Here is a 23,375-nt window from a genome sequence, read left to right on the forward strand (position 1 = left end):
CTGTTCTTCCGGTGGACACCAAGTGGCCTGTTTCTCCGGCGGACAGCAAGTGGGCGGTTCAGGCGGACACCAAGTGGCCTGTCTCTCCGGTGGACACCAAGTGGCCTGTTCTTCCGGCGGACACCAAGTGGCCTGTTTCTCCGGCGGACAGCAAGTGGGCGGTTCAGGCGGACACCAAGTGGCCTGTCTCTCCGGCGGACACCAAGTGGCCGACGGGGAACGCCTCCACGGCATCGGCAGACGAAGCCTGGAGCTGACGTGACCATTCCACCCGACGACCGCTCGTTCCGGCGCGAGATGGCCACTGCCTATCGCTCCGGCTGGCACTTCATCGACCTGGCCACCGCGGTACCCCACAGCGGTGACTCGTTGATGGTGACCGTGTTCGGGGAGCCCGTCGTGGTCACCCGTGACGAGGACGAGGACGTGCGGGCGTACCGGCTTCAGCGGCGGCCTCGGGGGGCGCCGCAGCCCGTACGGTGCGCCATACGGTACGGAATGATCTTTGTGAACCTGGACCAGCGCGACCACCGGCTGGCGCAACCGGACAGTCCGGAAGTGGGGACCGTTTCAGCTGCCCCCCGCAGTGCCTGACGCGATTCCCCCGTCGCAAAAGATCGCTCAGGTACTTCCCCCCGCAGCGGCGTCACCGTGACCTGAACACGGTGACGCCGCTGTCGTTTTGCCGGAGAGCTCCGGATATCGCCGGACGTGATGGTGGCTGGAATCAGTCGCTCTCCGTGCTCGGCCGAGGAGCTCGGTCACCGTCCGTGACCGGCCCGCCCCGACCCCCGCCTGCAGTGCCCGGCCTGGTGTCGTTCCGCCTCAGTGCCCCGGCCCGGGGCTGCGCGGACCCGTGTGCGTCCCCGGCATCGTCCGACGCCGTCACCGCATCCGGCGGATCGCGACCCGCGCCCGGCCAGGATGACGCGCGGGCCGCCGTCCGGATGGGAGGCCGTGCGCGCAGGTGCTGCTTCCTGCCGGATCCCGAGGTGCGAGGCGTCGGGTACGCCCGCGTCCATGGAGTACGTGGCCAGGGTGGGGAACCCGGCCGCCCTCCCTCCCGTTCGCTGCCTTGAGTGGAATAGACTCAACTTTGTGTACGTTGCTCTCGTCACAGTGTGGATGTAGACGGCTGAGTGCGGCCGAGACAAGGAGGAGAACGCGAACGTGGACGCCGAGCTGACCAACAGGAGCCGGGAAGCGATCAACGCGGCAAGCAATCGTGCCGTGTCCGAGGGCCACCCGGACCTCACCCCCGCCCACCTGCTCCTCGCGCTGCTCGAGGGGCAGGACAACGAGAACATCATCGACCTGCTGGCCGCCGTGGACGCTGACCAGGCCTCCGTGCGCGGCGGCACCGAACGCGTGCTGGCCGGTCTGCCGAGCGTGACCGGCTCGACCGTCGCGCCGCCCCAGCCCAACCGCGAGCTGCTCGCCGTGATCGCCGAAGCGAGCAAGCGCGCCAAGGAACTCGGCGACGACTACCTCTCCACCGAGCACCTGCTCATCGGCATCGCCGCGAAGGGCGGCGCCGCGGGCGACGTACTCTCCCAGCAGGGGGCCGACGCCAAGAAGCTGTCGGACGCATTTCAGAAGAACAGGGGAGGACGCCGGGTGACGACCCCGGATCCCGAGGGCCAGTACAAGGCGCTCGAGAAGTTCGGTACCGACTTCACCGCCGCCGCACGCGACGGCAAGCTCGACCCGGTCATCGGCCGGGACCACGAGATCCGCCGCGTCGTCCAGGTGCTGTCCCGCCGTACGAAGAACAACCCGGTCCTCATCGGTGAGCCCGGCGTCGGCAAGACCGCCGTCGTCGAGGGGCTCGCCCAGCGGATCGTGAAGGGCGACGTGCCCGAGTCCCTCAGGAACAAGCGGCTGGTCGCGCTCGACCTGGGCGCCATGGTCGCGGGCGCCAAGTATCGCGGTGAGTTCGAGGAGCGCCTGAAGACCGTCCTGGCTGAGATCAAGGACTCCGACGGCCAGATCATCACCTTCATCGACGAGCTGCACACCGTCGTGGGCGCCGGCGCCGGAGGCGACTCCGCCATGGACGCCGGCAACATGCTCAAGCCGATGCTGGCCCGCGGCGAGCTGCGCATGGTCGGTGCCACGACCCTCGACGAGTACCGCGAGCGGATCGAGAAGGACCCGGCCCTGGAGCGGCGCTTCCAGCAGGTGCTGGTCGCCGAGCCGACCGTCGAGGACACCATCGCGATCCTGCGCGGGCTCAAGGGCCGGTACGAGGCCCACCACAAGGTCCAGATCGCGGACAGCGCGTTGGTGGCCGCGGCCACCCTCTCAGACCGTTACATCACCTCCCGCTTCCTCCCCGACAAGGCCATCGACCTGGTCGACGAGGCGGCCTCGCGACTGCGGATGGAGATCGACTCGTCCCCGGTCGAGATCGACGAGCTCCAGCGCGCCGTCGACCGGCTGAAGATGGAGGAGCTGGCGCTCAGCAAGGAGACCGACCAGGCCTCCAAGGAGCGCCTGGAGAAGCTGCGCCGCGACCTCGCCGACAAGGAGGAGGAGCTGCGGGGTCTGACCGCCCGCTGGGAGAAGGAGAAGCAGTCCCTCAACCGCGTCGGTGAGCTGAAGGAGAGGCTCGACGACCTGCGCGGACAGGCCGAGCGTGCCCAGCGCGACGGGGACTTCGACACCGCGTCCAAGCTGCTGTACGGCGAGATCCCCTCCGTCGAGAAGGAGCTGGAGGCCGCCTCTCAGGCCGAGGAGGAGGCGTCCGAGGACACGATGGTCAAGGACGAGGTCGGCTCCGACGACATCGCGGACGTCGTCGGTTCCTGGACCGGCATCCCCGCCGGACGCCTCCTGGAGGGCGAGACGCAGAAGCTGCTGCGCATGGAGGAGGAGCTCGGCAAGCGGCTCATCGGCCAGGCCGAGGCCGTACGCGCGGTGTCGGACGCCGTGCGCCGCAGCCGCGCCGGGATCGCCGACCCGGACCGCCCGACCGGCTCGTTCCTCTTCCTCGGCCCCACCGGTGTCGGCAAGACCGAACTGGCCAAGGCGCTCGCCGACTTCCTCTTCGACGACGAGCGGGCGATGGTCCGCATCGACATGTCGGAGTACAGCGAGAAGCACAGCGTCGCCCGGCTGGTCGGCGCCCCGCCCGGATACGTCGGCTACGAGGAGGGCGGCCAGCTCACCGAGGCGGTGCGCCGGCGCCCCTACAGCGTGGTTCTGCTCGACGAGGTCGAGAAGGCGCATCCGGAGGTCTTCGACATCCTGCTCCAGGTGCTGGACGACGGCCGGCTGACGGACGGCCAGGGGCGGACGGTCGACTTCCGCAACACCATCCTGATCCTCACCTCGAACCTGGGCAGCCAGTTCCTGGTCGATCCGGTCACCAGCGCCGCGGAGAAGAAGGAGCAGGTGCTGGAGGTCGTACGGGCTTCCTTCAAGCCGGAGTTCCTCAACCGGCTCGACGACCTGGTGGTCTTCTCGGCACTGGAGAAGGACGAACTCCAGCGGATCGCCCGGCTCCAGATCGACCGGCTCGCACGGCGCCTGGCCGAGCGGCGACTGACCCTGGAGATCACGCCCGAGGCCCTGGCCTGGCTCGCGGACGAGGGCAACGACCCGGCATACGGCGCCCGCCCGCTGCGCCGTCTCGTCCAGACCGCCATCGGCGACCGCCTCGCCAAGGAGATCCTGGGCGGGGAGATCAAGGACGGCGACACGGTCCGGGTGGACGCTCCCCCGGTCTCGGCTTCGCTCGACCGGGGGCACGCCCATGGCGACGGTCTGATCGTGGGCCGGGCGACCGGCAAGACGCTGTAGGGAACACCGGTCACCGCTCCCGTACGGCCCCTTCCCCGGTCACCGGGGAAGGGGCCGGGGCTTTCCGGCCGGTTTTCGGCAGCGGGGCACCGGACACCGGCCCGAGTACGGTCCGAGTACGGACGCTGGGGTACCCGGAGCACGTCCGCCCAGGTGACCGGTTCGTGTCAGCCGAGGGCTGACACGAACCGGTCAGGGCTTGCCACCCCCCTCCCCGGATGAGGGAGGATGGCGGAATCCGTACGAAGGGAAGAACACGGTGAGCATCGACCCGTCCTCGATTCCGAATTTCGGGGGTCAGCCCGAACCGCAGCCGCAAGGACCGGCGGGCCCCGTGGTTCCGGATCAGGACCTCGTGAAGCAGCTCCTGGACCAGATGGAGCTCAAGCACCTCGTCGACGAAGAGGGTGACCTCGTCGCGCCGTGGGAGGAGTTCCGTACGTACTTCATGTTCCGCGGCGAGGGCGAGCAGCAGGTCTTCTCGGTGCGGACGTTCTACGACCGGCCGCACAAGATCGACGAGAAACCGCAGCTGCTGGAGTCCATCGACGACTGGAACCGGCGCACCCTGTGGCCCAAGGTCTACAGCCACACGCACGACGACGGCACCGTCCGCCTCATCGGCGAGGCGCAGATGCTGGTCGGCACCGGCGTCAGCCTGGAGCACTTCGTCTCGTCGACCGTCAGCTGGGTGCGGGCCGCCATCGAGTTCGACCGGTGGCTCGTCGAGCAGCTCGGCCTCGCGGAGGATGTCGACGACACGGACAAGCCCGAGGCCGACGGAGAGTAACGCCGGCCGGTGCCCCGGCGGGCGGCGTTCGCCGAACGGGCGACCGTTGCCTGCCGGGACACCAGAGGGGCGGACGGACCAGGACCACCAGATACGCCCCATAGATCAATGAGAGCCCGGTCAGGGAGCACGCCACCACGGCGGCGTGCCGCTGCCGGGCTCTCACACATAGCCGGCCCAGCCGAGCGCAGCGAGCGTGACGTTTGTCCACAGCCTGTGGGTGGCGTCGCGCCCTCGCCTGCGCCACACCTCGTGTGCGGCCGCGGTTCGCCTTCGTCAGCCCGCGGACGCCTTGAGCCGCCGGACGGCCTCCTCCAGGACCTCGGTGCGCTTGCAGAAGGCGAAGCGGACGAAGGGGGCGCCCGTCTCGCGGTGGTCGTAGAAGACCGCGTTCGGGATGGCGACGACGCCCGCGCGCTCCGGCAGGGCACGGCAGAAGGCGAAGCCGTCACTCTCGCCGAGGGGACGGATGTCGGTGGTGATGAAATACGTGCCCGCGGGCCGGAACACCTCGAAACCGGCCTCGGCGAGCCCCGACGCCAGCAGGTCCCGCTTGGCGCGCAGATCCGCCCGCAGCGCCTCGAAGTAGGTGTCCGGAAGCGCGAGCGCCTCGGCGACGGCGTACTGGAACGGCCCGGACGACACGTAGGTCAGGAACTGCTTGGCCGAGCGCACCGCGGCGACGAGCTCGGGCGCGGCCGTCACCCAGCCGACCTTCCATCCCGTGAACGAGAACGTCTTCCCGGCCGAGCCGATGGTGACCGTCCGCTCGCGCATCCCGGGGAAGGTCGCCAGCGGCAGGTGCTCGGCGTCGTCGAAGACCAGGTGCTCGTACACCTCGTCGGTGACGACGAGCAGATCGCGCTCGACGGCGAGGTCGGCGATCGCGCGCAGCTCATCCGGGGTGAGCACGGTTCCGGTCGGGTTGTGCGGGGTGTTGATCAGCAGCAGCCGGGTGCGGTCGGTGACGGCGTCCCGCAGCTCGTCGAGGTCCAGCCGGAAGCCGGCGTTCTCCCCGTGCTGCGGCCGCAGGGTGACCGGCACACGCCGGCCGCCGGCCATCGCGATGCAGGCGGCGTACGAGTCGTAGTACGGCTCCAGGGCGATCACCTCGTCGCCGGGTTCGACGAGAGCCAGCAGGGTCGCGGCGATCGCCTCGGTCGCGCCCGCGGTGACCAGCACCTCGGTGTCGGGGTCGTGGCGGAGCCCGTACCGCCGCTGCTGGTGCGCGGCGACGGCCGTGCGCAGCTCGGGGACGCCGGGGCCCGGCGGGTACTGGTTGCCGAGTCCGTCGCGGAGCGCCCGGACGGCGGCCTCGCGGATCTCTTCCGGGCCGTCGGTGTCGGGGAATCCCTGCCCGAGGTTGATGGACTTGGTGCTCAGGGCGAGGGCCGACATCTCGGCGAAGATCGTCGTCCCGAACTCGGCGAGCCGGCGGTTGAGGAGGGGGCGCGCGCTGGAGGTCATGACCGCCATCCTGCGCCCAAGCTCTGGACTTCCTCAACTCTGCTTTGGCGGTGGGGACACGGGGCATTCCCCGTGCACGCGAGAACAGCGGGAACGGCAAGAGCCAGCGACAGGCAAGAACAGCCAAGGACTGGAGAGCGGCCCGGTGGGCCGCTTCGGGGGAATGGAAAGGGGGGACGACGTCGTGATCATCGGTATCGGTCTGACGATCGTCGGCATCGTGGTGGTGGTGCTCCTGGTGGCCGCGGTCCGCAGGTCCAAGAAGGCGGCGAGGCGGCAGGTCGGCCTCAGGACGTCGGCGCGACGGCCCGCGCGGGGCGGGAGCAGCGTGCGCGGCGGCAGTAGTGGTGGCGGTGGCGCCAGCTGGTGGGCCGGGTCCGACAGCGGTTCGTCATCGGGCGATTCGTCATCGGGCGATTCGTCATCGGGCGGGCATCACCCGGGCGGGCACTCGGGTGGCCACCACTCCTGCGGCGGAGGCCACTCGTGCGGTGGGGGGCACTCGTGCGGTGGCGGGTCGTCCTGTGGTGGAGGGTCGTCCTGCGGCGGAGGCAGCTGACACGAGGAGCCCGTGCTCCACGGGGACACGAGCCCCGGGTGATGCCCGACGTCTGACACCGAGTGCCCGCCGGAGAGAGATTCCGGCGGGCACTCGGCGTATGAGCCGACCTCGGTACGCCGGTCATCGGCCCGACGAGTCCTTCGTTCGGCGGAGCGCCAGGGCGCTCGCCGACGGCGCTGTGCGCCGGTCGTGCGCCCGAAATACCGCCGGCGAGGGGCGTGCGACGCCCATGCTCAATGCGCCTAGCGCACACCGCAGTTGAACAATTGCGCTGTAGAGCCCTCGGTGGGATGGAAACCCTACGAACTTGGGTAAAAACGCTGTGGCGGCACCGCAGTTCGTGATTCCCTCTCACTCACCAACGCAGCCCCCGGTCACCCCGCGGCCACCAGCGCCGCTGCATCCTTCCGGACCGGGCCCACCCGGACGTCCTGCCTGGCCGGCCGAGTCGGCCGACCCCCGGTGACCGGCCGGGGTGCGCCGAACCCCCTCCCCCTGTGTGCGCTAGCGGAGCCGATCCATGCTCACGACCCTGAACACCTCCTATACCGATACGCGCGCGGCCGACCTCGCCTGGACCCTGGGCCGCGAGCCGCTGCCCGCGCTCGCCACGCTTGACCTCGAACTCGCCGGAGCACGCCTTCAGTTGAGACTCCTCGGCGCTTCCCACCAGGTACTCCTGGAGGAGGCGCGGGGCACCTGCTCGGAGACGGTGGCATGCCTTCCCGGCTCCAGCGCCCCACTGCCGCCGGGCGCCGCCGAGCAGATCGGCGACTGGGAGTACGAGTTCGCGGCCCGGGTCGAAGATCTGTCCCCCGGCTCCTTTGCGGACCGCGCCCAGGAGCTGCTGGCCCTGGTCTCCGACCACCCCAACGGGCTGGCCGGTGTCTTCCCCGGAAGCCCGCACGCGTTCACGGCGATGCTGGCCCAGCGCCGCGAGGGCCAGGTCCACTGGCGCACATGGCACGCATACCCGCAGGACGGCCAGTTGGTGGCGACGCGGACACGGGTGGGCCTGAAGATGCCGACGGAAGGGTCGGGCCGCGCCGCTTCGCACCCGGGCCCGTCGGGCGCTTGAAGGCGAACCCGGCCGTCCCGGCCCTCCACGAACCCGCCGGGGGCGGCACCCCGCGGGGCGCTCGCACCACCCCCGGGCGCCGCACAACCCGGCATTCCACGCGCGTGGGTGACAAAGCGCCGCGCGCGTCCGACAGAGCGTGCCGACCGTGATCGAACCGCACGCGCCCGCACCCCCCGGCGCCCCAGCCCCCTGGGAGGAGCACGGCCAGAGCCAGGCGCGGCTGCCCGTACGCCCCGGTACCGGACGGTTCCTCGTCCTCGCCGGCGTGTTCGTCTGCGCGGCCTGCGGACTTGTGTACGAACTCGAACTCGTCGCGCTGGCCTCGTACTTGATGGGCGACTCGGTCACCCAGGCCTCCATCGTGCTTTCGGTGATGGTCTTCGCGATGGGGATCGGCTCCCTCGCCGCCAAGCGGCTTTGCTGTCGCGCCGCGGCCGGCTTCGGCGCGGTCGAGGCGGCGCTCGCGCTCGTCGGCGGCTGCAGCGCGATGGCCCTGTACGCGGTCTTCGCCTGGACCGGTGACTGGGGCGGCATCTGGTCGGGCGGCCCGCGCTGCCTGCTGGTCGCCTCCTCGCTCGCCATCGGGCTGCTCATCGGCGCAGAGGTGCCGCTGCTGATGGAGCTGATCCAGCGCATCCGCCGCCAGGACGCGGGCGGTGCGGTCGCGGACCTGTTCGCGGCGGACTACGTGGGCGCGCTGGTCGGCGGCCTTGCCTTCCCCTTTCTTCTGCTCCCGCAGTTCGGCCAGTTGACGGGCGCCCTGCTTACCGGCGCGGTCAACGCGGTCGCGGGCGGCGCCCTCGCCCTCGGCCTGTTCCGGCGGGACCTCTCCCGCCGCGGCCGGCGGCTGCTGCTGGTCGCCAATCTCGTCGTGCTGGCCGTGCTCGCCACGGCGGCCGCCCTGGTGGACGACTTCGAGCGGGCGGCCCGCCAGGCGCTGTACGGCGGGCATGTACGGGTCGCGCTGCACACCGGAGTCCAGGACGTGGTCCTCACCGGTGGCACCGAAGGCCGGCCCCTCGGCCTCTACCTCGACGGCCGGCTGCGGGCGAGCAGCCGCGACGAGCGCCTCTACCACGAGGCGCTCGTGCTCCCCGCGCTGAGCGGCGGCCCGCACGCGCGCGTGCTCGTCCTCGGCGGCGGCGACGGCCTCGCGGCCCGCGAGGCGCTGCGGTATCCAGGGGTGCGGCGGATCGACGTGATCGAAACGGACCCGGCGGTGGTCCGGCTGGCCCGGAACGACCGGGCCCTGTCCGCACTCAACGGCCATGCCTTCGCGGACCCCCGCGTCCAGGTGCGGACGGCGGACGCGTTCGGCTGGCTCAGACAGACGCGGCGGACGTACGACGTGGTGATCGCGGACCTTCCGGAGCCCGGCACCACCTCGAGCACCAAGCTGTACACGCAGGAGTTCTACGGCCTGGCCCGGCGGGTCCTCACGGCGGGCGGCCGGCTGATGGTGCACGCGGGCCCGGTGGCCTCACGTCCGCGCGTCTACTGGACGGTCGAGACGACGATCCGGGCGGCGGGTCTGCACACGGTCCCGTACCGCGTCGACGGGCGTACCCCGGACCCCGGCCGCAGGGATGCCGCGTCCCGGGCTTCATGCGACTGGGGTTTCGTCCTGGCCGCCCGGACCCGGCCGGCCCTGACCCTGGATCCGGGCGGGCCACGACCGCGCACGCTGACCCGGGCAGCGTTACGGGAGGACGCCCGGGCGGTGGAGCGGACCCGGATACGAGGGCTGCCGGTGTCGACGCTGGTGCATCCGCGGAACGGGGGCTGAGGACCGTGAGTGCGGTGTGTGTGTCGGGTCCGGGGCCCCGGGTCTGGTGCCCGGGGTCCGGGCGTCCCTGTGGGCGGAGGCGGGGGCGGCGGTGCGAATCCCGTGATGTGCGGGGTGCGGGCCGGGCCGTGCTGGGTAGGCTCGGCTGACATGGAGCATGTGGTGTTCGTTCCGGTTCCTGTCGAGCGGCTCAGCGAGGCGCTGGCCGATCCCGCCCGGGTGGCCCGCGCGATCCCCGGGTTCCAGCAGGACGCGGGCGCGGAGCCCGGCGCCGGCCGCCTGAAGGTACGCGTCGGGGGCCACACGATCACCTATCGGGGCACCCTGCGGATCACGGGCCCGGACAACGGCTCGTACGCGGTGGGGGGCGAGGGCACGGAGGCACGCGGTACGGGCACGGTGAAGGTGACCCTGTCCCTGCGCCTGCACCCGGCCCCGGACGGGACGACGGTCGCCTTCACGGGAACGGCGACGGGCGACGGGCGGATCGCAGACCTGCCCGGCGACGCGGTGGCCTCGGCGGGGACGCGGCTGCTCGGGCGGTTCGCCGGGAACCTGGGGGAGCAGGCGACGGCTGAGGAAGCACCCGGGAGGGCTGCCGAGACGCGGGACGAGTCCGAGGCAGACGCGCCCCGAGGACCCGGGGAGTCGCCGCAGCAGGCGCGACCGGAACCCGGCGCGTCGCCGGCAGAACCGCCGGCCCCCTCGGTCTTCGACACAGAGGTCCCCCGGTCCTCCCTCGACCCCTTCGCCGACGGGGACGACCAGGACGAGCCCGAGGCCGGCCGCACGCCCGACGGTTTCGGTGACGAGGGCGAACCCCCGGCCGAGGCGGCGCACGCCCGGCGCACGATGATCGGCCGCAGCGCCGAGGAGGTCGACCACGCGCCCCCGCGCGGCCGCTACGCCCCCGTCCCCGCCCCGGAGACCGTCACGGCCGCCGTGACCCTCCGCTGGGCGGCCCCGGCGGCGGCCCTCATCGTGGCGTCGGCGATCGTGGCGGGCCGACTGCTGCGCCGTCGCCGCTGACCCGCACCACACGGCGTACCGCGCCGCCGCATGCCCTTCCGGTTGCCCAAGTAGGGTCGGCCTTGTGAGTAACGACGAGATCACGTTGTCCGCGGGAGACGCGGAAGTCGTGCTGGCGCCGGGCAACGGCGGGCGCGTGAGCAGTCTGAGCGTCGGCGGAGCGGAGCTGCTGCGGCAGGGCGAGCGGTTCGGATGCTTCCCGATGGTCCCCTGGTGCGGGCGCATCCGGGACGGCCGGTTCCGCGACGGCGGCACGGTCCGCCAGATGCCCCTCAACTCCCCGCCGCACGCCATCCACGGCACCGCCCGGGACGGCGCCTGGCGGGTGGCCCGCGCCGACCGGACCGATGCCGCCCTCACCTACGACCTGGTCGCCCCCTGGCCCCACACCGGCCGCGTCACCCAACTCGCCGCCCTCTCCGAGGACTCCCTCACGCTCACCATGTCCGTGGAGACCTACGAATCCTCGTTCCCGGCCCAGATCGGCTGGCACCCCTGGTTCAACCGCAGCCTCGGCGGCCAGGACGTACGCGTCGACTTCGACCCGGCCTGGCAGGAGGAGCGCGGCGAGGACCACCTGCCCACCGGTAACCGCATCGCTGCGAAGCCCGGCCCCTGGGACGACTGCTTCGGCATGCCCGGCGGCGTCGACGTCACCCTCACCTGGCCCGGGCAACTGGAGCTGAAGGTCACCAGCCGCACGGAGTGGGTGGTGGTGTACGACGAGCAGCCGGAGGCGGTGTGCGTGGAGCCGCAGACCGGCCCGCCGAACGGCCTCAACACCCTTCCGTACCTGGTCACGCCCATCGACCCGCTGGAGGCCACGACCACCTGGACCTGGCGCCGCCTGTGAGGTGCGGGGAACCACGGGGCCCGGCGGCGCCCGTAAGCTGACTCGTATGAGTGACGTACGTGGCGCGCTGCTGCAGCAGATCAAGGACAAGGCCGTGGTGCACGGCAAGGTGACCCTGTCGTCGGGCAAGGAAGCCGACTACTACATCGACCTTCGGCGCATCACCCTCGACGGTGTGGCCGCCCCCTTGGTCGGTCAGGTCATGCTCGACCTGACCGCCGACCTCGACTACGAGGCGGTGGGCGGCCTGACCCTGGGCGCCGACCCGGTGGCCACCGCGATGCTGCACGCCTCCGCGGCCCGCGGGAAGGTGCTCGACGCCTTCGTCGTCCGCAAGGCCGGCAAGGCTCACGGCCTGCAGCGCCGTATCGAGGGCGCCGAGGTCAAGGGCCGCCGGGTGCTGGCCGTCGAGGACACCTCCACCACCGGCGGCTCGGTGCTGACCGCCGTCGAGGCGCTGCGGGAGGCCGGCGCCGAGGTCGTCGCGGTGGCCACGATCGTCGACCGCGCCACGGGGGCGGCCGAGGCCATCGCCGAGAAGGCCGGGGTGCCGTACGTGTACGCCTATTCGAAGGACGACCTGGGCCTGGACTGAGCGCTGATCCGAGGGGATGACGGGGGTTGTCCACAGGCCGGACGCGGCGAGCGGAGCATTCGGCCAGGTCTGGAAAGATGGGGATGACGATGACGTCGCACCCTAGGTCAGGGCCGTAAGCAGAGCAGTACGAACCCGCACATACAAGGAGCGGACCATGCCCATCGCAACCCCCGAGATCTACAACGAGATGCTCGACCGGGCGAAGGCAGGCAAGTTCGCCTACCCGGCCATCAACGTGACCTCGTCCCAGACCCTGCACGCCGCCCTGCGCGGCTTCGCGGAGGCCGAAAGCGACGGCATCGTCCAGATCTCCACGGGTGGCGCCGAGTTCCTGGGCGGTCAGTACAGCAAGGACATGGTCACCGGCGCCGTGGCCCTGGCCGAGTTCGCGCACATCGTCGCCGAGAAGTACTCGGTCAACATCGCCCTGCACACGGACCACTGCCCGAAGGACAAGCTCGACGGGTACGTACGCCCGCTGCTCGCGATCTCCAAGGAGCGCGTGGCCCGCGGCGAGAACCCGCTGTTCCAGTCCCACATGTGGGACGGCTCGGCGGAGACACTCTCCGACAACCTGAACATCGCCCAGGAGCTGCTGGAGAGCGCCCGCGCCGCGAAGATCATCCTGGAGGTCGAGATCACCCCGACCGGCGGCGAGGAGGACGGCGTCTCCCACGAGATCAACGACTCCCTCTACACCACGGTCGACGACGCGGTCCGCACGGCCGAGGCGCTGGGCCTGGGCGACAAGGGCCGCTACCTGCTGGCCGCCTCGTTCGGCAACGTGCACGGCGTGTACAAGCCGGGCAACGTGGTCCTGCGCCCCGAGCTGCTGAAGGAGCTCAACGAGGGCGTCGCCGCCAAGTACGGCAAGCCGGCCGGCAGCAAGCCGTTCGACTTCGTCTTCCACGGCGGCTCCGGCTCCAGCGAGCAGGAGATCCTGACGGCGCTGGAGAACGGCGTGGTCAAGATGAACATCGACACCGACACCCAGTACGCCTTCACGCGTCCGGTCGCCGACCACATGCTCAAGAACTACGACGGTGTCCTGAAGGTCGACGGCGAGGTCGGCTCCAAGAAGACGTACGACCCGCGCACCTGGGGCAAGCTGGCCGAGGCGTCGATGGCGAAGCGTGTCGTCGAGGCCTGCGGCAACCTCCGCTCGACGGGCATGAGGATCAAGTAACCGGCGTTCCCCCTCCGGTAGACGTCCCGACGAGCCCGGCGCCACCGTTGCGCCGGGCTCGTCGCACACCTGGCCCGAAGACGGCCGGCGCGGGATGATCGCACCATGGCTGTCGTCGCGCGGCCGGCCCCCGCCGTCAGGTTCGGCTCTCCCCAGGGGAAGTGGATCCTGCTGACGACCGTGCTCGGCTCCAGCATGGTTCTGGTGGACTCCACCGTCGTCAACGTCGCCCTGCCCCACATCGGCCGCGACCTCGACGCGAGCCTCGCCGCCCTGCAGTGGACCGTCAACGCCTACCTGGTCACGCTCGCCGGGCTGCTCCTGCTCGGCGGTGTTCTCGGCGACCACTTCGGCCGCCGCAGGATCTTCGTCCTCGGAGTCGTCTGGTTCGCGACCGCCTCGCTCCTGTGCGGCTTCGCCCCCAGTACCGGCGTCCTCATCGCCGCCCGCGCCCTGCAGGGCATCGGCGGCGCCCTGCTCACCCCCGGCTCGCTCGCGCTCATCCAGGCGTCGTTCCACCCCGACGACCGCGCACGGGCGGTCGGCCTCTGGTCCGGCTTCGGCGGCATCGGCGCGGCCGTCGGCCCGTTCCTCGGCGGCTGGCTGGTGGACGGCCCCGGCTGGCGCTGGGTGTTCCTGCTCAACGTCCCGCTGGCGCTGGTGTGCGCCCCCATCGCGCTGCGGCACGTCCCCGAGTCCGCGGGCGGCCGCGCGCGCGGCCGGTTCGACGTCCTCGGCGCCGCCCTGGGCGCCCTGTCCCTCGCCCTGGTGACCTACGCGCTCATCGAGGCCCGTGGCGGCTCCCCGGCCGTGGTCGTCACGGCGGTCGCGGGCGTGGCCGCGGGCGTCGCCTTCGTGTACGTCGAGAAGCACCGCAGCAACCCGATGATGCCGCCGGCCGTCTTCGCGTCCCGCCAGTTCACCGCGGTCAACCTGGTGACCCTCTGCGTCTACGCGGCGTTCGGCGGCTTCTTCTTCCTCACCGCGCTCCAGCTCCAGGTGGTGGCGGGCTACTCCGCGCTCAAAGCCGGTACGGCACTGCTGCCCACAACCGCCCTCATGCTCCTGTTCTCGGCCCGCTCGGGCGCCCTCGCCGAGCGCATCGGCCCGCGCATCCCGCTCACCGTCGGCCCCCTGCTGTGCGCGGCGGGACTGCTGCTGATGCTGCGCGTCGGCAAGGGCGCCTCGTACGCCGTCGACGTCCTTCCCGCCCTGCTGGTCATGGGCGCGGGCATGGTCACCCTGGTCGCGCCCCTGACCGCCACCGTGCTCGCCTCCGTGGACACCGCTCAGGCCGGCCTGGCCAGCGGCATCAACAACGCGGCGGCCCGCGCGGCCGGCCTGGTCGCGGTGGCCGCGCTGCCGCTGCTCGCCGGGATGGGACCGGAGGCGTACCGCTCGGCGGACGCCTTCGACGCCGCGTTCCGGCGTGCGATGCCGATGGGCGCGGGTGTCCTGGTGGCCGGGGCGGTGCTCGCCTTCGCGACCGTACGCCGTCCGGTCCCGGACGGCCGCCGTCCCGAATGCCGCACCCACGGCTGTGTGACGGCTCCGCCGCTGGAGCCGCGCCGGGGACCGGGGACGCCCGACGCGGGGCAGGCCGAGTGAGATGCCGCATCGTCGGTCTCGGCCCTGGGGCGGTGCTTCACACTGGAACCATGACTCTCCACGAGAACCTCCTCGGGGGCCCGCCCCCGACCCACCTCCCCGACGACCCGGAGCCGCGCGAGCTTCTCGCGACCGGTGCGGCGCCCACCGACGTCGCCGGCCGCTACCCCGCCTCCTTGCTCGCCTGGGCCCAGCTGGCCGACGAGGCCTTCGAGCGCGGCGCGGTCGTCGAGTCGTACGCGTACGCCCGTACGGGCTACCACCGCGGCCTGGACGCACTGCGGCGCAGCGGCTGGAAGGGCCACGGGCCCGTCCCCTGGGAGCACGAGCCCAACCGCGGCTTCCTGCGCGCCCTGCACGCCCTCGCCCGCGCCGCGCAGGGGATCGGCGAGCAGGAGGAGTACGAGCGCTGCACGCAGTTCCTCAAGGACTCCTCGCCGACGGCCGCCCAGACGCTCGGTTAGTCCCCAAGAGTGCTCCAGGCCCGCCCCCGGCCGGGCGGGCCTTGCGGTGCCCGGACGTCTTGCGCAGGATGCGGGTGGGGACCGGGGCCCCCGTGCCGGCATCGGCAGGGGCGGACCGCTACCCGGAGCACACCACAGGAGACAGCGATGTCCCACCAGGCTCATCAGTCCCACGAGACTCAGGAGCCCGAGACCCCGCATCTCGACTTCCAGGGCACGACGCCGTACGAGGACTACGTCAAGGCGGACGTGCTCACCCACCTCCAGCACACCCTCTCCGACGATCCGGGGGAGATGGTCTTCCTGGTCACCACCCAGGTGATGGAGCTGTGGTTCACCGTCATCGTCCATGAGTGGGAGACCGCCGCCTGCGCCCTGCGCGAGGACCGGGTACCGGCGGCGATCGACGCGCTGAAGAGATCCGTACGGGAGCTGGAGGCGCTGAACGCGTCCTGGCGGCCCCTGGCGCAGCTGACGCCCGCCCAGTTCAACTCCTACCGCTCCGCCCTCGGCGAGGGATCCGGCTTCCAGTCGGCGATGTACCGCCGCATGGAGTTCCTGCTGGGCGAGAAGTCGGTGTCCATGCTCGTCCCGCACCGGGGCGCACCGCGCGTCCACGCCGAGCTGGAGAAGGCGCTGCACGAGCCGTGCCTGTACGACGAGGTGCTGCGGCTGCTCGCGCGCCGCGGCCACGCGATCCCGGACGCCGTGCTCACGCGCGACGTCTCGCGGCGCTACGAGCCGTCGGAGCAGGTCGAGGCGGTGTGGGCCGACCTCTACCGCGGCGATCAGGCGGACGAACTCGCGCGGCTCGGCGAGGCGTTGACCGATGTCGCCGAGCTGGTGTGGCGCTGGCGCAACGACCATCTGACGGCCACCCGGCGTGCGATGGGCGCCAAGCCGGGCACGGGCGGCTCCGCCGGGGTGGCCTGGCTGGAGAAGAGGGCGCAGAAGAACGTGTTCCCCGAGCTGTGGACGGCGCGGTCCTATGTCTGAACTGATGACGAAGGCACGGCAGTTGGACGCTGCCGACGAACTGGCCGGACTGCGGGCGAAGTTCGTGCTCGACGAGGCGGTCTACCTGGACGGTAACTCGCTGGGCGCGCTGCCCGCAGCCGTGCCGGGCCGCATGGAGGACGTCGTGCGCAGGCAGTGGGGAGCGCTGCGGATCCGCTCCTGGGAGGAGAGCGGCTGGTGGACGGCGCCGGAGCGGATCGGCGACCGGATCGCCCCACTGGTCGGGGCGGCACCCGGGCAGATCGTGGTCGGCGACTCGACCAGCGTCAACGTCTTCAAGGCGCTGGTGGCGGCCGTGCGCATGGCCGCCGGTGACGGGGACGGCCGGGACGAGATCCTGATCGACGCGACGACGTTCCCGACGGACGGGTACATCGCCGGCTCCGCGGCCCGGATGACGGGATGCACCCTGCGCCCGGTGACCCCGGCGCAGGTGCCCGAAGCGCTGACCGGCCGGACGGCGGCGGTGCTGCTGAACCACGTCGACTACCGCACGGGCCGGCTGCACGACCTGCCGTCCCTGACGGCCGCCGTGCACGAGGCGGGCGCGTACGCCGTCTGGGACCTGTGCCACAGCGCGGGCGCGCTGCCGGTGGGCCTGGACGAGCACGGGGTCGATCTGGCGGTCGGCTGCACCTACAAGTACCTGAACGGGGGGCCGGGCTCACCGGCGTACCTGTATGTGCGCCGGGAACTGCAGGACCGCTTCGACTCCCCGCTGCCGGGCTGGAACTCGCACGCGGAACCCTTCGGTATGCGCCCGGACTACGCACCGGCGGCGGGCGCGCCGCGCGGCCGGGTCGGTACCCCGGACATCCTGTCCATGCTCGCCCTGGAGGCGGCGCTGGAGGTCTGGGACGGCGTCCCGATCGACGCCGTGCGCGCCAAGTCCCTCGCGCTCACGGACTTCTTCCTGGAGTGCGTGGCGGCGTACGTCCCCGAGGGTGCGGTCGAGTCGCTGACGCCTGCCGCGCACGCGGAGCGGGGCAGCCAGGTGGCAGTGCGCTGCCCGGACGCGGGCGATGTGATGAAGCGGCTGATCGAGAACGGCGTGGTCGGCGACTTCCGGCCGCCGGATGTGCTGCGGTTCGGCTTCACACCGCTGTACGTGGGCTTCGCGGACGTGGAGCGGGCGGCCCGGATCCTCGCGGGGATCCTGGACTGAGGGGCCGCTCCACGAGGGTGCGGTGACGCACCGGGGATTCCCGGGCAGGGGCGGGCACGGCGACGACACCGTGCCCGCCACCGGCTTCCAGAAGGCCGCCCGCCACCGCAGGACCGCCGGACCTTCACCGTGCGTGACAACCCCGTGAGGGCGCACGTCAACCGCCTGATACCGTCCCCGCCAACGGCCGATCGTCTTTCGGCCACCACGTACCGAATTCCGTTTTGCCGCTGAGAGGTTGGAGCATGTCGGAGGCCGCCGCGCGCCGCGATTCCGCAGAACCGGACGACGCGTCCGCCGACGCCGCCGCGCGTGACGCCGCGGAAGAGGCGTCCGCCTTCTCGCACCCGCCGGTGGACCCCGACAGCACCGCCTCGTACGGCGATCACCCGGACCAGGTGATCGACTTCTATGTCCCGCGGGAGACGCAGCAGACCGGAGCGATGGCGGGGCCGGGAGGCCTCGCCCCTCTCGTCGTCGTCCTGCACGGCGGTGCCTGGCGGGCGCCGTACGACCGCCGCCACATGACTCCCTTCGCGGACTTCCTGGCCCGCCGCGGCTTCGCCGTGGCCAACGTCGAGTACCGCCGGGGCGCCGTGGACCAGGCTGAGGGCGCGACGCCGGTCGCGGGCCGCTGGCCGGACACGTTCGACGACGTCGCGGCCGCGTTCGACGCGCTTCCGGCGCTTGTGCGCGACGCGCTGCCGCAGGCCGATCCGCGCCGCATGGTGATCACCGGTCACTCGGCGGGCGGCCACCTCGCGCTGTGGGCCGCGGCCCGCCACGTCCTTCCGCAGGGCGCCCCGTGGCGCACGGACCGCCCGGCCCCGCTGCGCGGCGTCGTGGCGCTCGCTCCGATCGCGGATTTCCACATCGCCGAGAAGCTGGCGGTGTGTGCGGGCGCCGCGGGCCAACTCCTTGGCGGGCAGGCCCTGTTCGCCGAGCGCCGGCCGTATGCGGACCCGGCTCTGCTGCTTCCCACCGGTATCGCCACGACGCTCGTCCAGGGGCGTACGGACATCGTGGTCCCGCAGGCGGTCGCCGAGTCGTACGCGGACGCGGCGGCGAAGGCGGGCGAGGTCGTCGGGCTCACCCTGCTGGAGGATGTCGGCCACTTCCCGCTGATCGACCCGGCGGCGGACGCATGCGCGGTGGTGGCGGAGGAGATCGCGCAGTTGGCGTGGTAGCAGCCGCCGAAGCGTCACATCACCTTCGACCAGGGCGAATGCGGGCTGCCGTCGGGCCGGTCGGAGGGCCCCGGTCATACCCGTAATACCTGAGAGCTACCCCTGAGGTGAGTTCCCCGGCGTGATGCCGACGACGCATCACGCTCCGTAACTTCCTTTCCGTGAAGGGCCGATGAGCCGACGGAAGGGAAGGACGACATGGGGTTCCGGGGGAGCGGACCGGCCGTGGCCGCGGCCGGGAACGGGGCGGCGACGAACGGCCACGGAGATCAGGGGGCCTGCGGGGAGCCGGGGCCCGCTCACCGGGAAGAGACAGCCGGTCCCGTGGGCGGCGCCGGGCGCGGTCGCCGCCGGCGCCTTGGCCGCCTCCGGCGCGCTCTGCTCGCCGCGCTGGTCGTGAGCGTCGTCGTCGCTCCCCTCTCCGCCGCTACGCGCCCCCCGATCCCGGCCCCGCCCCCGGCGACGCTCGCCCCGCTGTCGGCGGCCACACTCCCCGGGACGTACGCGGCGAACCGCGCCAACGCCGCCGAGGCATCGCGGATGGCCGCGGCCCACGGCGATCACGGCCGCGCCACGGCGGACCACGCCATGGCCTCCCCGTCCCGGAACCTCCTGGCCTTCGACGGCCGGGGCACGGGCCAGGCGATCGAGGTTTTCGGCGACCTGGCCGCGGCCGAGCACATAGCGGTCCTGGTCCCGGGGACCGACACGACGCTGGAGACGTTCGGGCGCTTGCACGCGGGCGCGCTCGCCCTGCACCAGCGGACGGGCCCGCGCACCGCCGTCATCGCCTGGCTCGGCTACGACACGCCCCGCATGCTCAGCACCGCCGTGCTCACGACGAGCCGGGCCGAGCAGGGCGCCCCGCGACTGGAGCGGTTCCTGCGTGAACTACGCCGCATGGTCGGCCCGTTGCCCCGTGTCTCCCTTCTGTGCCACTCCTACGGCACGGTCGTCTGCGCCCGCACGGCCGCCGCCGCGGAGGTCCAGGACATCGTCCTGGTCGGCAGTCCCGGTACCGGCGTGGACTCCGCCGCCGCCCTGCACACCCGTGCCCGCGTCTGGGCGGCCCGCGGTGCAGACGACTGGATCGCCGATGTGCCCCACACCCGGGTGGGCCTGTTCGGCACGACCGTCGGCTTCGGCACGGACCCGGTGTCCCCGGAGTACGGCGCCCATGTCTTCGCCGCGGGCGACGGCGGCCACAGCGACTACTTCAAGCCGGGCTCGACCAGCCTGGCCAACCTGACTCGGATCGTTCTCGGCGAGAGCCCGGAGGTGACCCATGCGTGACCGGATCCGGCGCCACCCGGCCCTCAGCGGGATGAGCGCATATGTGCACGCCCCCACAGCCGTCGACCGCATCAGGCCGCCACGGGTACCGGCCGCATCCGGCCGCACCGGGCTCGGCTCCCTGCGCACCGCGGCCCGTCGCATGGACGCCGCCACCCCCGTGGAGCGGGACCGCGCGATCGACGCCCTGCGGGCCTTCGCGATCCTCGGCGTCGTCCTGGGCCACTGGCTGGTGACCGCCCTGGTCCCGGACGGCGGCGCCCTGCACACCGCGAGCCCGCTGCACTTCATGCCCTGGCTGGCCCCGATCTCCTGGGCGTTCCAGACGCTCGCCGTGTTCTTCCTGGTCGGCGGACATGTGGCGACGAAGGGATACGCAGCGGCACGCGCGCGGGGCGTCACATACGGGCAGTGGCTGCGCACCCGTCTGACCCGTCTGTTCCGGCCCGTCGCGGCGGTCCTGACGCTGTGGACGGTCGCGACGGGCTGCCTGCTCGTGTCCGGCGCGGACGCCGACACCGTCCACACCCTGGTGAAGCTCGCCCTGTCACCGATGTGGTTCCTCCTGGTCTTCGCCGCGCTGACAGCCGCGACACCGCTGCTGACCCGCCTCAACCCCCTGTGGCCGCTGGCCGTCGTTCTCCATGTGGACATCGTCCGCTTCGGGCTCGGCGGCCCGTCCTGGCTCGGCTGGGTGAACCTGGCCGCGGGCTGGCTCGTGCCGTACACGCTGGGCGCGAGCTGGGCGCGCGGCGAGCTGAACGGCCGCCGCGCGGGCTGGGTGCTGCTGGCGGGCGGCGCGGCGGCCACCGCGGCGCTGGTGGTGTGGGCCGGTTACCCGGCGTCGATGGTCGGAGTCCCGGGCGCCGCGGTCTCCAACCTCAACCCGCCGACCCTGGCCGCGGTCACCTTCGGCCTGGCCCAGTGCGGACTGGCACTGCTGCTGCGGGAACCGCTGCGCCGCGCGATGCGCCGCCCTCTGGCCTGGGCGGCGGTGGCACTGGTGAACCTCTCCGCGATGACGATCTTCCTCTGGCATCAGACGGCCCTGATGGCGACCACCGCAACAGGTCTGCTCGCGGGCCGGCTTCCAGGCCTGCACACCACCCCGGACGGCCTGGGCTGGGTGGCCGCCCGTCTGGCCTGGCTGCCGGTGTTCGCCCTGGCCCTCGCCGTCTGCTGGTCCGCCTTCCGCATCCATGAACAGGGGCCGCGCCGGGCCAGGGGCCGCCGCGGTTCCCGGGTGGTGGCCGTCCACAGGTCCGGCCGCCCATAGTCAGGGTGATCGACAGTGCCTAGGGTTGGCCGGGTGGGGGTGGACGAGGCGCGGCACACAGAACCGGCGGAACCGGGGGGCGGTGCGCCCCGGCCCGAGGGCGGCTCGAACAAAGGGTGGGCCCTGCGCGGCCTGGGCCTGCTGCGCGTCCTGCGGGACGACCTGTGGACGTTCGTCGCCGCCCCGCTTCCGCCGCTGTCGCGCCCGCGCCGGTTCCGCTGGGCGCCGCACGTCCTGTACTGCATGATCGCGCTCATATTGATGGGCGCGGTGCCGGGGGAACTGGACGACGACTATGGCCTGACCGGCGGATTCGGTATGGCGTTCGGTCTCGCGCAGGGCGGGGCCGTCGTGCTCGCCCTGTGGCGTCCGCTGCCCGCCTGGTGGCTGTCGCTGGCGGCGATGTTCGTGACCACCCAGACCGCTCCGAGGACCCCGCTCGTCCTGCCAGGTCAGTTTCCGGCCCCCCGACCACCGCATCCGACCCCCATGCCGCCATGGCCCTGGACCGCGCCGGGCATCATCACGTGCGCCCTCGTGCTGTTTCTGCTCGCCCTGCGGGCTCGCACCCGTGTCTGTGCCGAGGTCCTCGCGCTGACCGCCCTGGTGACCGTCCTGAGCGCCCCCGCCCCAGTGAGGTACGAACGGACCGCGCCGGCGGCGCTGGTCATCTTCACCATCGTTCTCCTCGTCGGCAGCGCACTGCGCGGCCGGCGCGAGGCCCGCACACAACTCGTCGAACTGAGCACCGTCACCGCCGAGGAGCGCGCCCGCCGCACCCTCCTGGAGGAGCGCAGCCGCATCGCCCGCGAACTGCACGACGTCGTCGCGCACCACATGTCGGTCATCTCCATCCAGGCCCAGGTCGCCCCGCACCTGGTGGAGAACCCTCCCGACGAACTGAGGGAGAACCTGGACGGCATCCGCAAGAACGCGCTGGAGGCCCTCACCGAACTGCGCCGCGTCCTCGGCGTCCTGCGTTCGGAGAATCCCGGGGACCCGTACGGCATCGGCAGCGGCACCGGCGCCGCTCCCGACTCCCCTCAGCCCACCCTCGACCGGCTCGACGCCCTGGTGGAGAACACCCGCGCGGCCGGCCTGGAGGTCCTGACGGAGATCACCGGCGAGGTGCGCCCGCTGCCGTCCGGCGTGGAGTTGTCGGCGTACCGGATCATCCAGGAGGCCCTCAGCAACGCGCTGCGGCACGCCCCCGGCTCCACCGTCCGCGTCGAACTCGGCTACTTCCCACGGGGCCTGCAGGCGCGGGTCGTCAACTCACGCCCCACACGCCCGGCTGCACCCTCCCCGGGCGCGGGTCACGGCCTGCTCGGAATGCGGGAGCGCGCCACGATGCTCGGCGGCACCCTCGTCACGTCCAAGACGGCGAGCGGCGGTTTCGCCGTGGCGTGCTTCCTTCCCAGCCCGGCAGAACTCCCACCCCACGACGAGCCCACCGGCCCGACAGGAGAGAAGAACCGATGACGAGTGGCACGATCCGCGTACTGATAGCCGACGACCAGATGATGGTCCGGCAGGGCTTCACGGTGCTGCTCAACGTCCAGCCCGACATCGAGGTCGTCGGCCAGGCCGTCGACGGCAGGGACGCGATCGCCCGGGTCGCCGAACTCGCCCCGGACGTCGTCCTGATGGACATCCGCATGCCCGAGCTCAGCGGCATCGAGGCGACCCGTCGGATCACCGAGGAGAGCCCGCATCCCAGGGTCCTGGTGCTCACCACCTTCGACCTCGACGAGTACGTCTACGACGCCCTGCGCGCCGGCGCCTCCGGCTTCCTGCTGAAGGACGCCTCCGCCGAGCAACTCGCCGAGGCCGTACGGGTGGTGGCGGCGGGCGACGCACTTCTCGCTCCCGGGATCACCCGGCGTCTGATCGCCGAGTTCTCCCGCCTCGACAGCACGCCACGGGCCCCGCTCAAGGCGCGCGTCGGGGATCTCACCGAGCGGGAGACGGAGGTACTCGCCCTCATCGCCCAGGGCCTGTCGAACGCGGAGATAGCCGAACGGCTTGTCGTGGCCGAGCAGACGGTGAAGACGCATGTGGGCCGCATCCTGGTGAAGCTGGGCCTGCGCGACCGCACCCAGGCGGCGGTGTTCGCCTATGAGTCGGGGCTGGTGCGGCCGTCGGGATACTGAATCCGGCCGTCGGACGGCCGGGCCCCTCCTCCCCGTAGTACTTGAGACGGACCGCC

Annotated in this window: 19 protein-coding genes; 18 read left to right on the forward strand and 1 reads right to left on the reverse strand. The window is 72.1% G+C overall.

Annotation, left to right across the window (positions count from 1 at the left end):
- Positions 1-297: 297 nt before the first annotated feature.
- The 3 genes from BIV24_RS24195 to BIV24_RS24205 all read left to right on the forward strand — a co-directional run bounded on the left by BIV24_RS24195 (position 298) and on the right by BIV24_RS24205 (position 4,594).
- Complete coding sequence (locus tag BIV24_RS24195; protein ID WP_071368572.1) at positions 298-594, forward strand: Rieske (2Fe-2S) protein; 297 nt, start codon at positions 298-300, stop codon at positions 592-594.
- A gap of 576 nt (positions 595-1,170) precedes the next feature.
- A complete protein-coding gene (gene clpB / locus BIV24_RS24200; RefSeq protein ID WP_071368541.1) occupies positions 1,171-3,804 on the forward strand; it encodes an ATP-dependent chaperone ClpB in 2,634 nt (877 codons plus the stop codon).
- Positions 3,805-4,063: 259 nt separating this feature from the next.
- Positions 4,064-4,594 (forward strand): YbjN domain-containing protein, encoded by a 531-nt coding sequence (locus tag BIV24_RS24205; RefSeq protein ID WP_071368542.1) that lies wholly within the window; start codon positions 4,064-4,066, stop codon positions 4,592-4,594.
- A gap of 276 nt (positions 4,595-4,870) precedes the next feature.
- On the opposite strand, the gene BIV24_RS24210 is transcribed toward BIV24_RS24205, so the two are convergent.
- A complete protein-coding gene (locus BIV24_RS24210) occupies positions 4,871-6,070 on the reverse strand; it encodes a pyridoxal phosphate-dependent aminotransferase (protein ID WP_071368543.1) in 1,200 nt (399 codons plus the stop codon).
- A gap of 1,073 nt (positions 6,071-7,143) precedes the next feature.
- Between BIV24_RS24210 and BIV24_RS24215 the strand changes: the two genes are divergently transcribed.
- From BIV24_RS24215 to BIV24_RS24285, 15 genes are all read left to right on the forward strand, one after another.
- The gene (locus BIV24_RS24215) at positions 7,144-7,701 is read left to right on the forward strand and encodes a DUF2617 family protein (RefSeq protein ID WP_071368544.1); all 558 of its coding nucleotides are present in this window, start codon (positions 7,144-7,146) and stop codon (positions 7,699-7,701) included.
- A 148-nt stretch (positions 7,702-7,849) separates the two neighbouring features.
- Positions 7,850-9,490, forward strand: a complete 1,641-nt coding sequence (locus tag BIV24_RS24220; RefSeq protein ID WP_071368573.1) for a polyamine aminopropyltransferase — start codon at positions 7,850-7,852, stop codon at positions 9,488-9,490.
- Positions 9,491-9,640: 150 nt separating this feature from the next.
- A complete protein-coding gene (locus BIV24_RS24225) occupies positions 9,641-10,519 on the forward strand; it encodes an SRPBCC family protein (protein ID WP_079168492.1) in 879 nt (292 codons plus the stop codon).
- Positions 10,520-10,583: 64 nt separating this feature from the next.
- Entirely contained in the window at positions 10,584-11,372 is a 789-nt protein-coding gene (locus BIV24_RS24230; RefSeq protein WP_071368546.1) for an aldose epimerase family protein, read from the forward strand.
- A gap of 46 nt (positions 11,373-11,418) precedes the next feature.
- Positions 11,419-11,967, forward strand: a complete 549-nt coding sequence (gene pyrE / locus BIV24_RS24235; protein WP_071368547.1) for an orotate phosphoribosyltransferase — start codon at positions 11,419-11,421, stop codon at positions 11,965-11,967.
- Positions 11,968-12,124: 157 nt separating this feature from the next.
- Positions 12,125-13,156 carry a class II fructose-bisphosphate aldolase gene (gene fbaA, locus BIV24_RS24240; protein WP_071368548.1) on the forward strand — a complete coding sequence of 344 codons (1,032 nt, stop codon included), beginning with the start codon at positions 12,125-12,127 and terminating at the stop codon, positions 13,154-13,156.
- 105 nt (positions 13,157-13,261) lie between these two features.
- Positions 13,262-14,764: an MFS transporter gene (locus BIV24_RS24245; protein WP_071368549.1), complete on the forward strand. Its 1,503-nt coding sequence runs from the start codon at positions 13,262-13,264 to the stop codon at positions 14,762-14,764.
- A 50-nt stretch (positions 14,765-14,814) separates the two neighbouring features.
- Positions 14,815-15,228 carry a DUF3151 domain-containing protein gene (locus BIV24_RS24250; protein WP_071368550.1) on the forward strand — a complete coding sequence of 138 codons (414 nt, stop codon included), beginning with the start codon at positions 14,815-14,817 and terminating at the stop codon, positions 15,226-15,228.
- 147 nt (positions 15,229-15,375) lie between these two features.
- Positions 15,376-16,224, forward strand: a complete 849-nt coding sequence (locus BIV24_RS24255; RefSeq protein WP_071368551.1) for a tryptophan 2,3-dioxygenase family protein — start codon at positions 15,376-15,378, stop codon at positions 16,222-16,224.
- Positions 16,217-17,410, forward strand: coding sequence for a kynureninase (gene kynU / locus BIV24_RS24260; RefSeq protein WP_071368552.1), 1,194 nt, complete (start codon positions 16,217-16,219; stop codon positions 17,408-17,410). The genes BIV24_RS24255 and kynU overlap by 8 nt, the downstream gene beginning before the upstream one ends.
- Positions 17,411-17,655: 245 nt before the next feature.
- Positions 17,656-18,597: an alpha/beta hydrolase family protein gene (locus tag BIV24_RS24265; RefSeq protein WP_071368553.1), complete on the forward strand. Its 942-nt coding sequence runs from the start codon at positions 17,656-17,658 to the stop codon at positions 18,595-18,597.
- Between the two features lie 198 nt (positions 18,598-18,795).
- Positions 18,796-19,890 carry an alpha/beta hydrolase gene (locus tag BIV24_RS24270; protein WP_079168493.1) on the forward strand — a complete coding sequence of 365 codons (1,095 nt, stop codon included), beginning with the start codon at positions 18,796-18,798 and terminating at the stop codon, positions 19,888-19,890.
- A 142-nt stretch (positions 19,891-20,032) separates the two neighbouring features.
- Positions 20,033-21,166 (forward strand): acyltransferase family protein, encoded by a 1,134-nt coding sequence (locus BIV24_RS24275; protein ID WP_245766924.1) that lies wholly within the window; start codon positions 20,033-20,035, stop codon positions 21,164-21,166.
- 39 nt (positions 21,167-21,205) lie between these two features.
- Entirely contained in the window at positions 21,206-22,648 is a 1,443-nt protein-coding gene (locus tag BIV24_RS24280) for a sensor histidine kinase (RefSeq protein WP_079168494.1), read from the forward strand.
- Positions 22,645-23,319: a response regulator gene (locus tag BIV24_RS24285; RefSeq protein WP_071368555.1), complete on the forward strand. Its 675-nt coding sequence runs from the start codon at positions 22,645-22,647 to the stop codon at positions 23,317-23,319. Before BIV24_RS24280 ends, BIV24_RS24285 begins: the two co-directional genes overlap by 4 nt.
- Positions 23,320-23,375: the final 56 nt, after the last annotated feature.

Source organism: Streptomyces colonosanans, assembly GCF_001866645.1.
Classification (GTDB): Bacteria; Actinomycetota; Actinomycetes; order Streptomycetales; family Streptomycetaceae; genus Streptomyces; species Streptomyces colonosanans.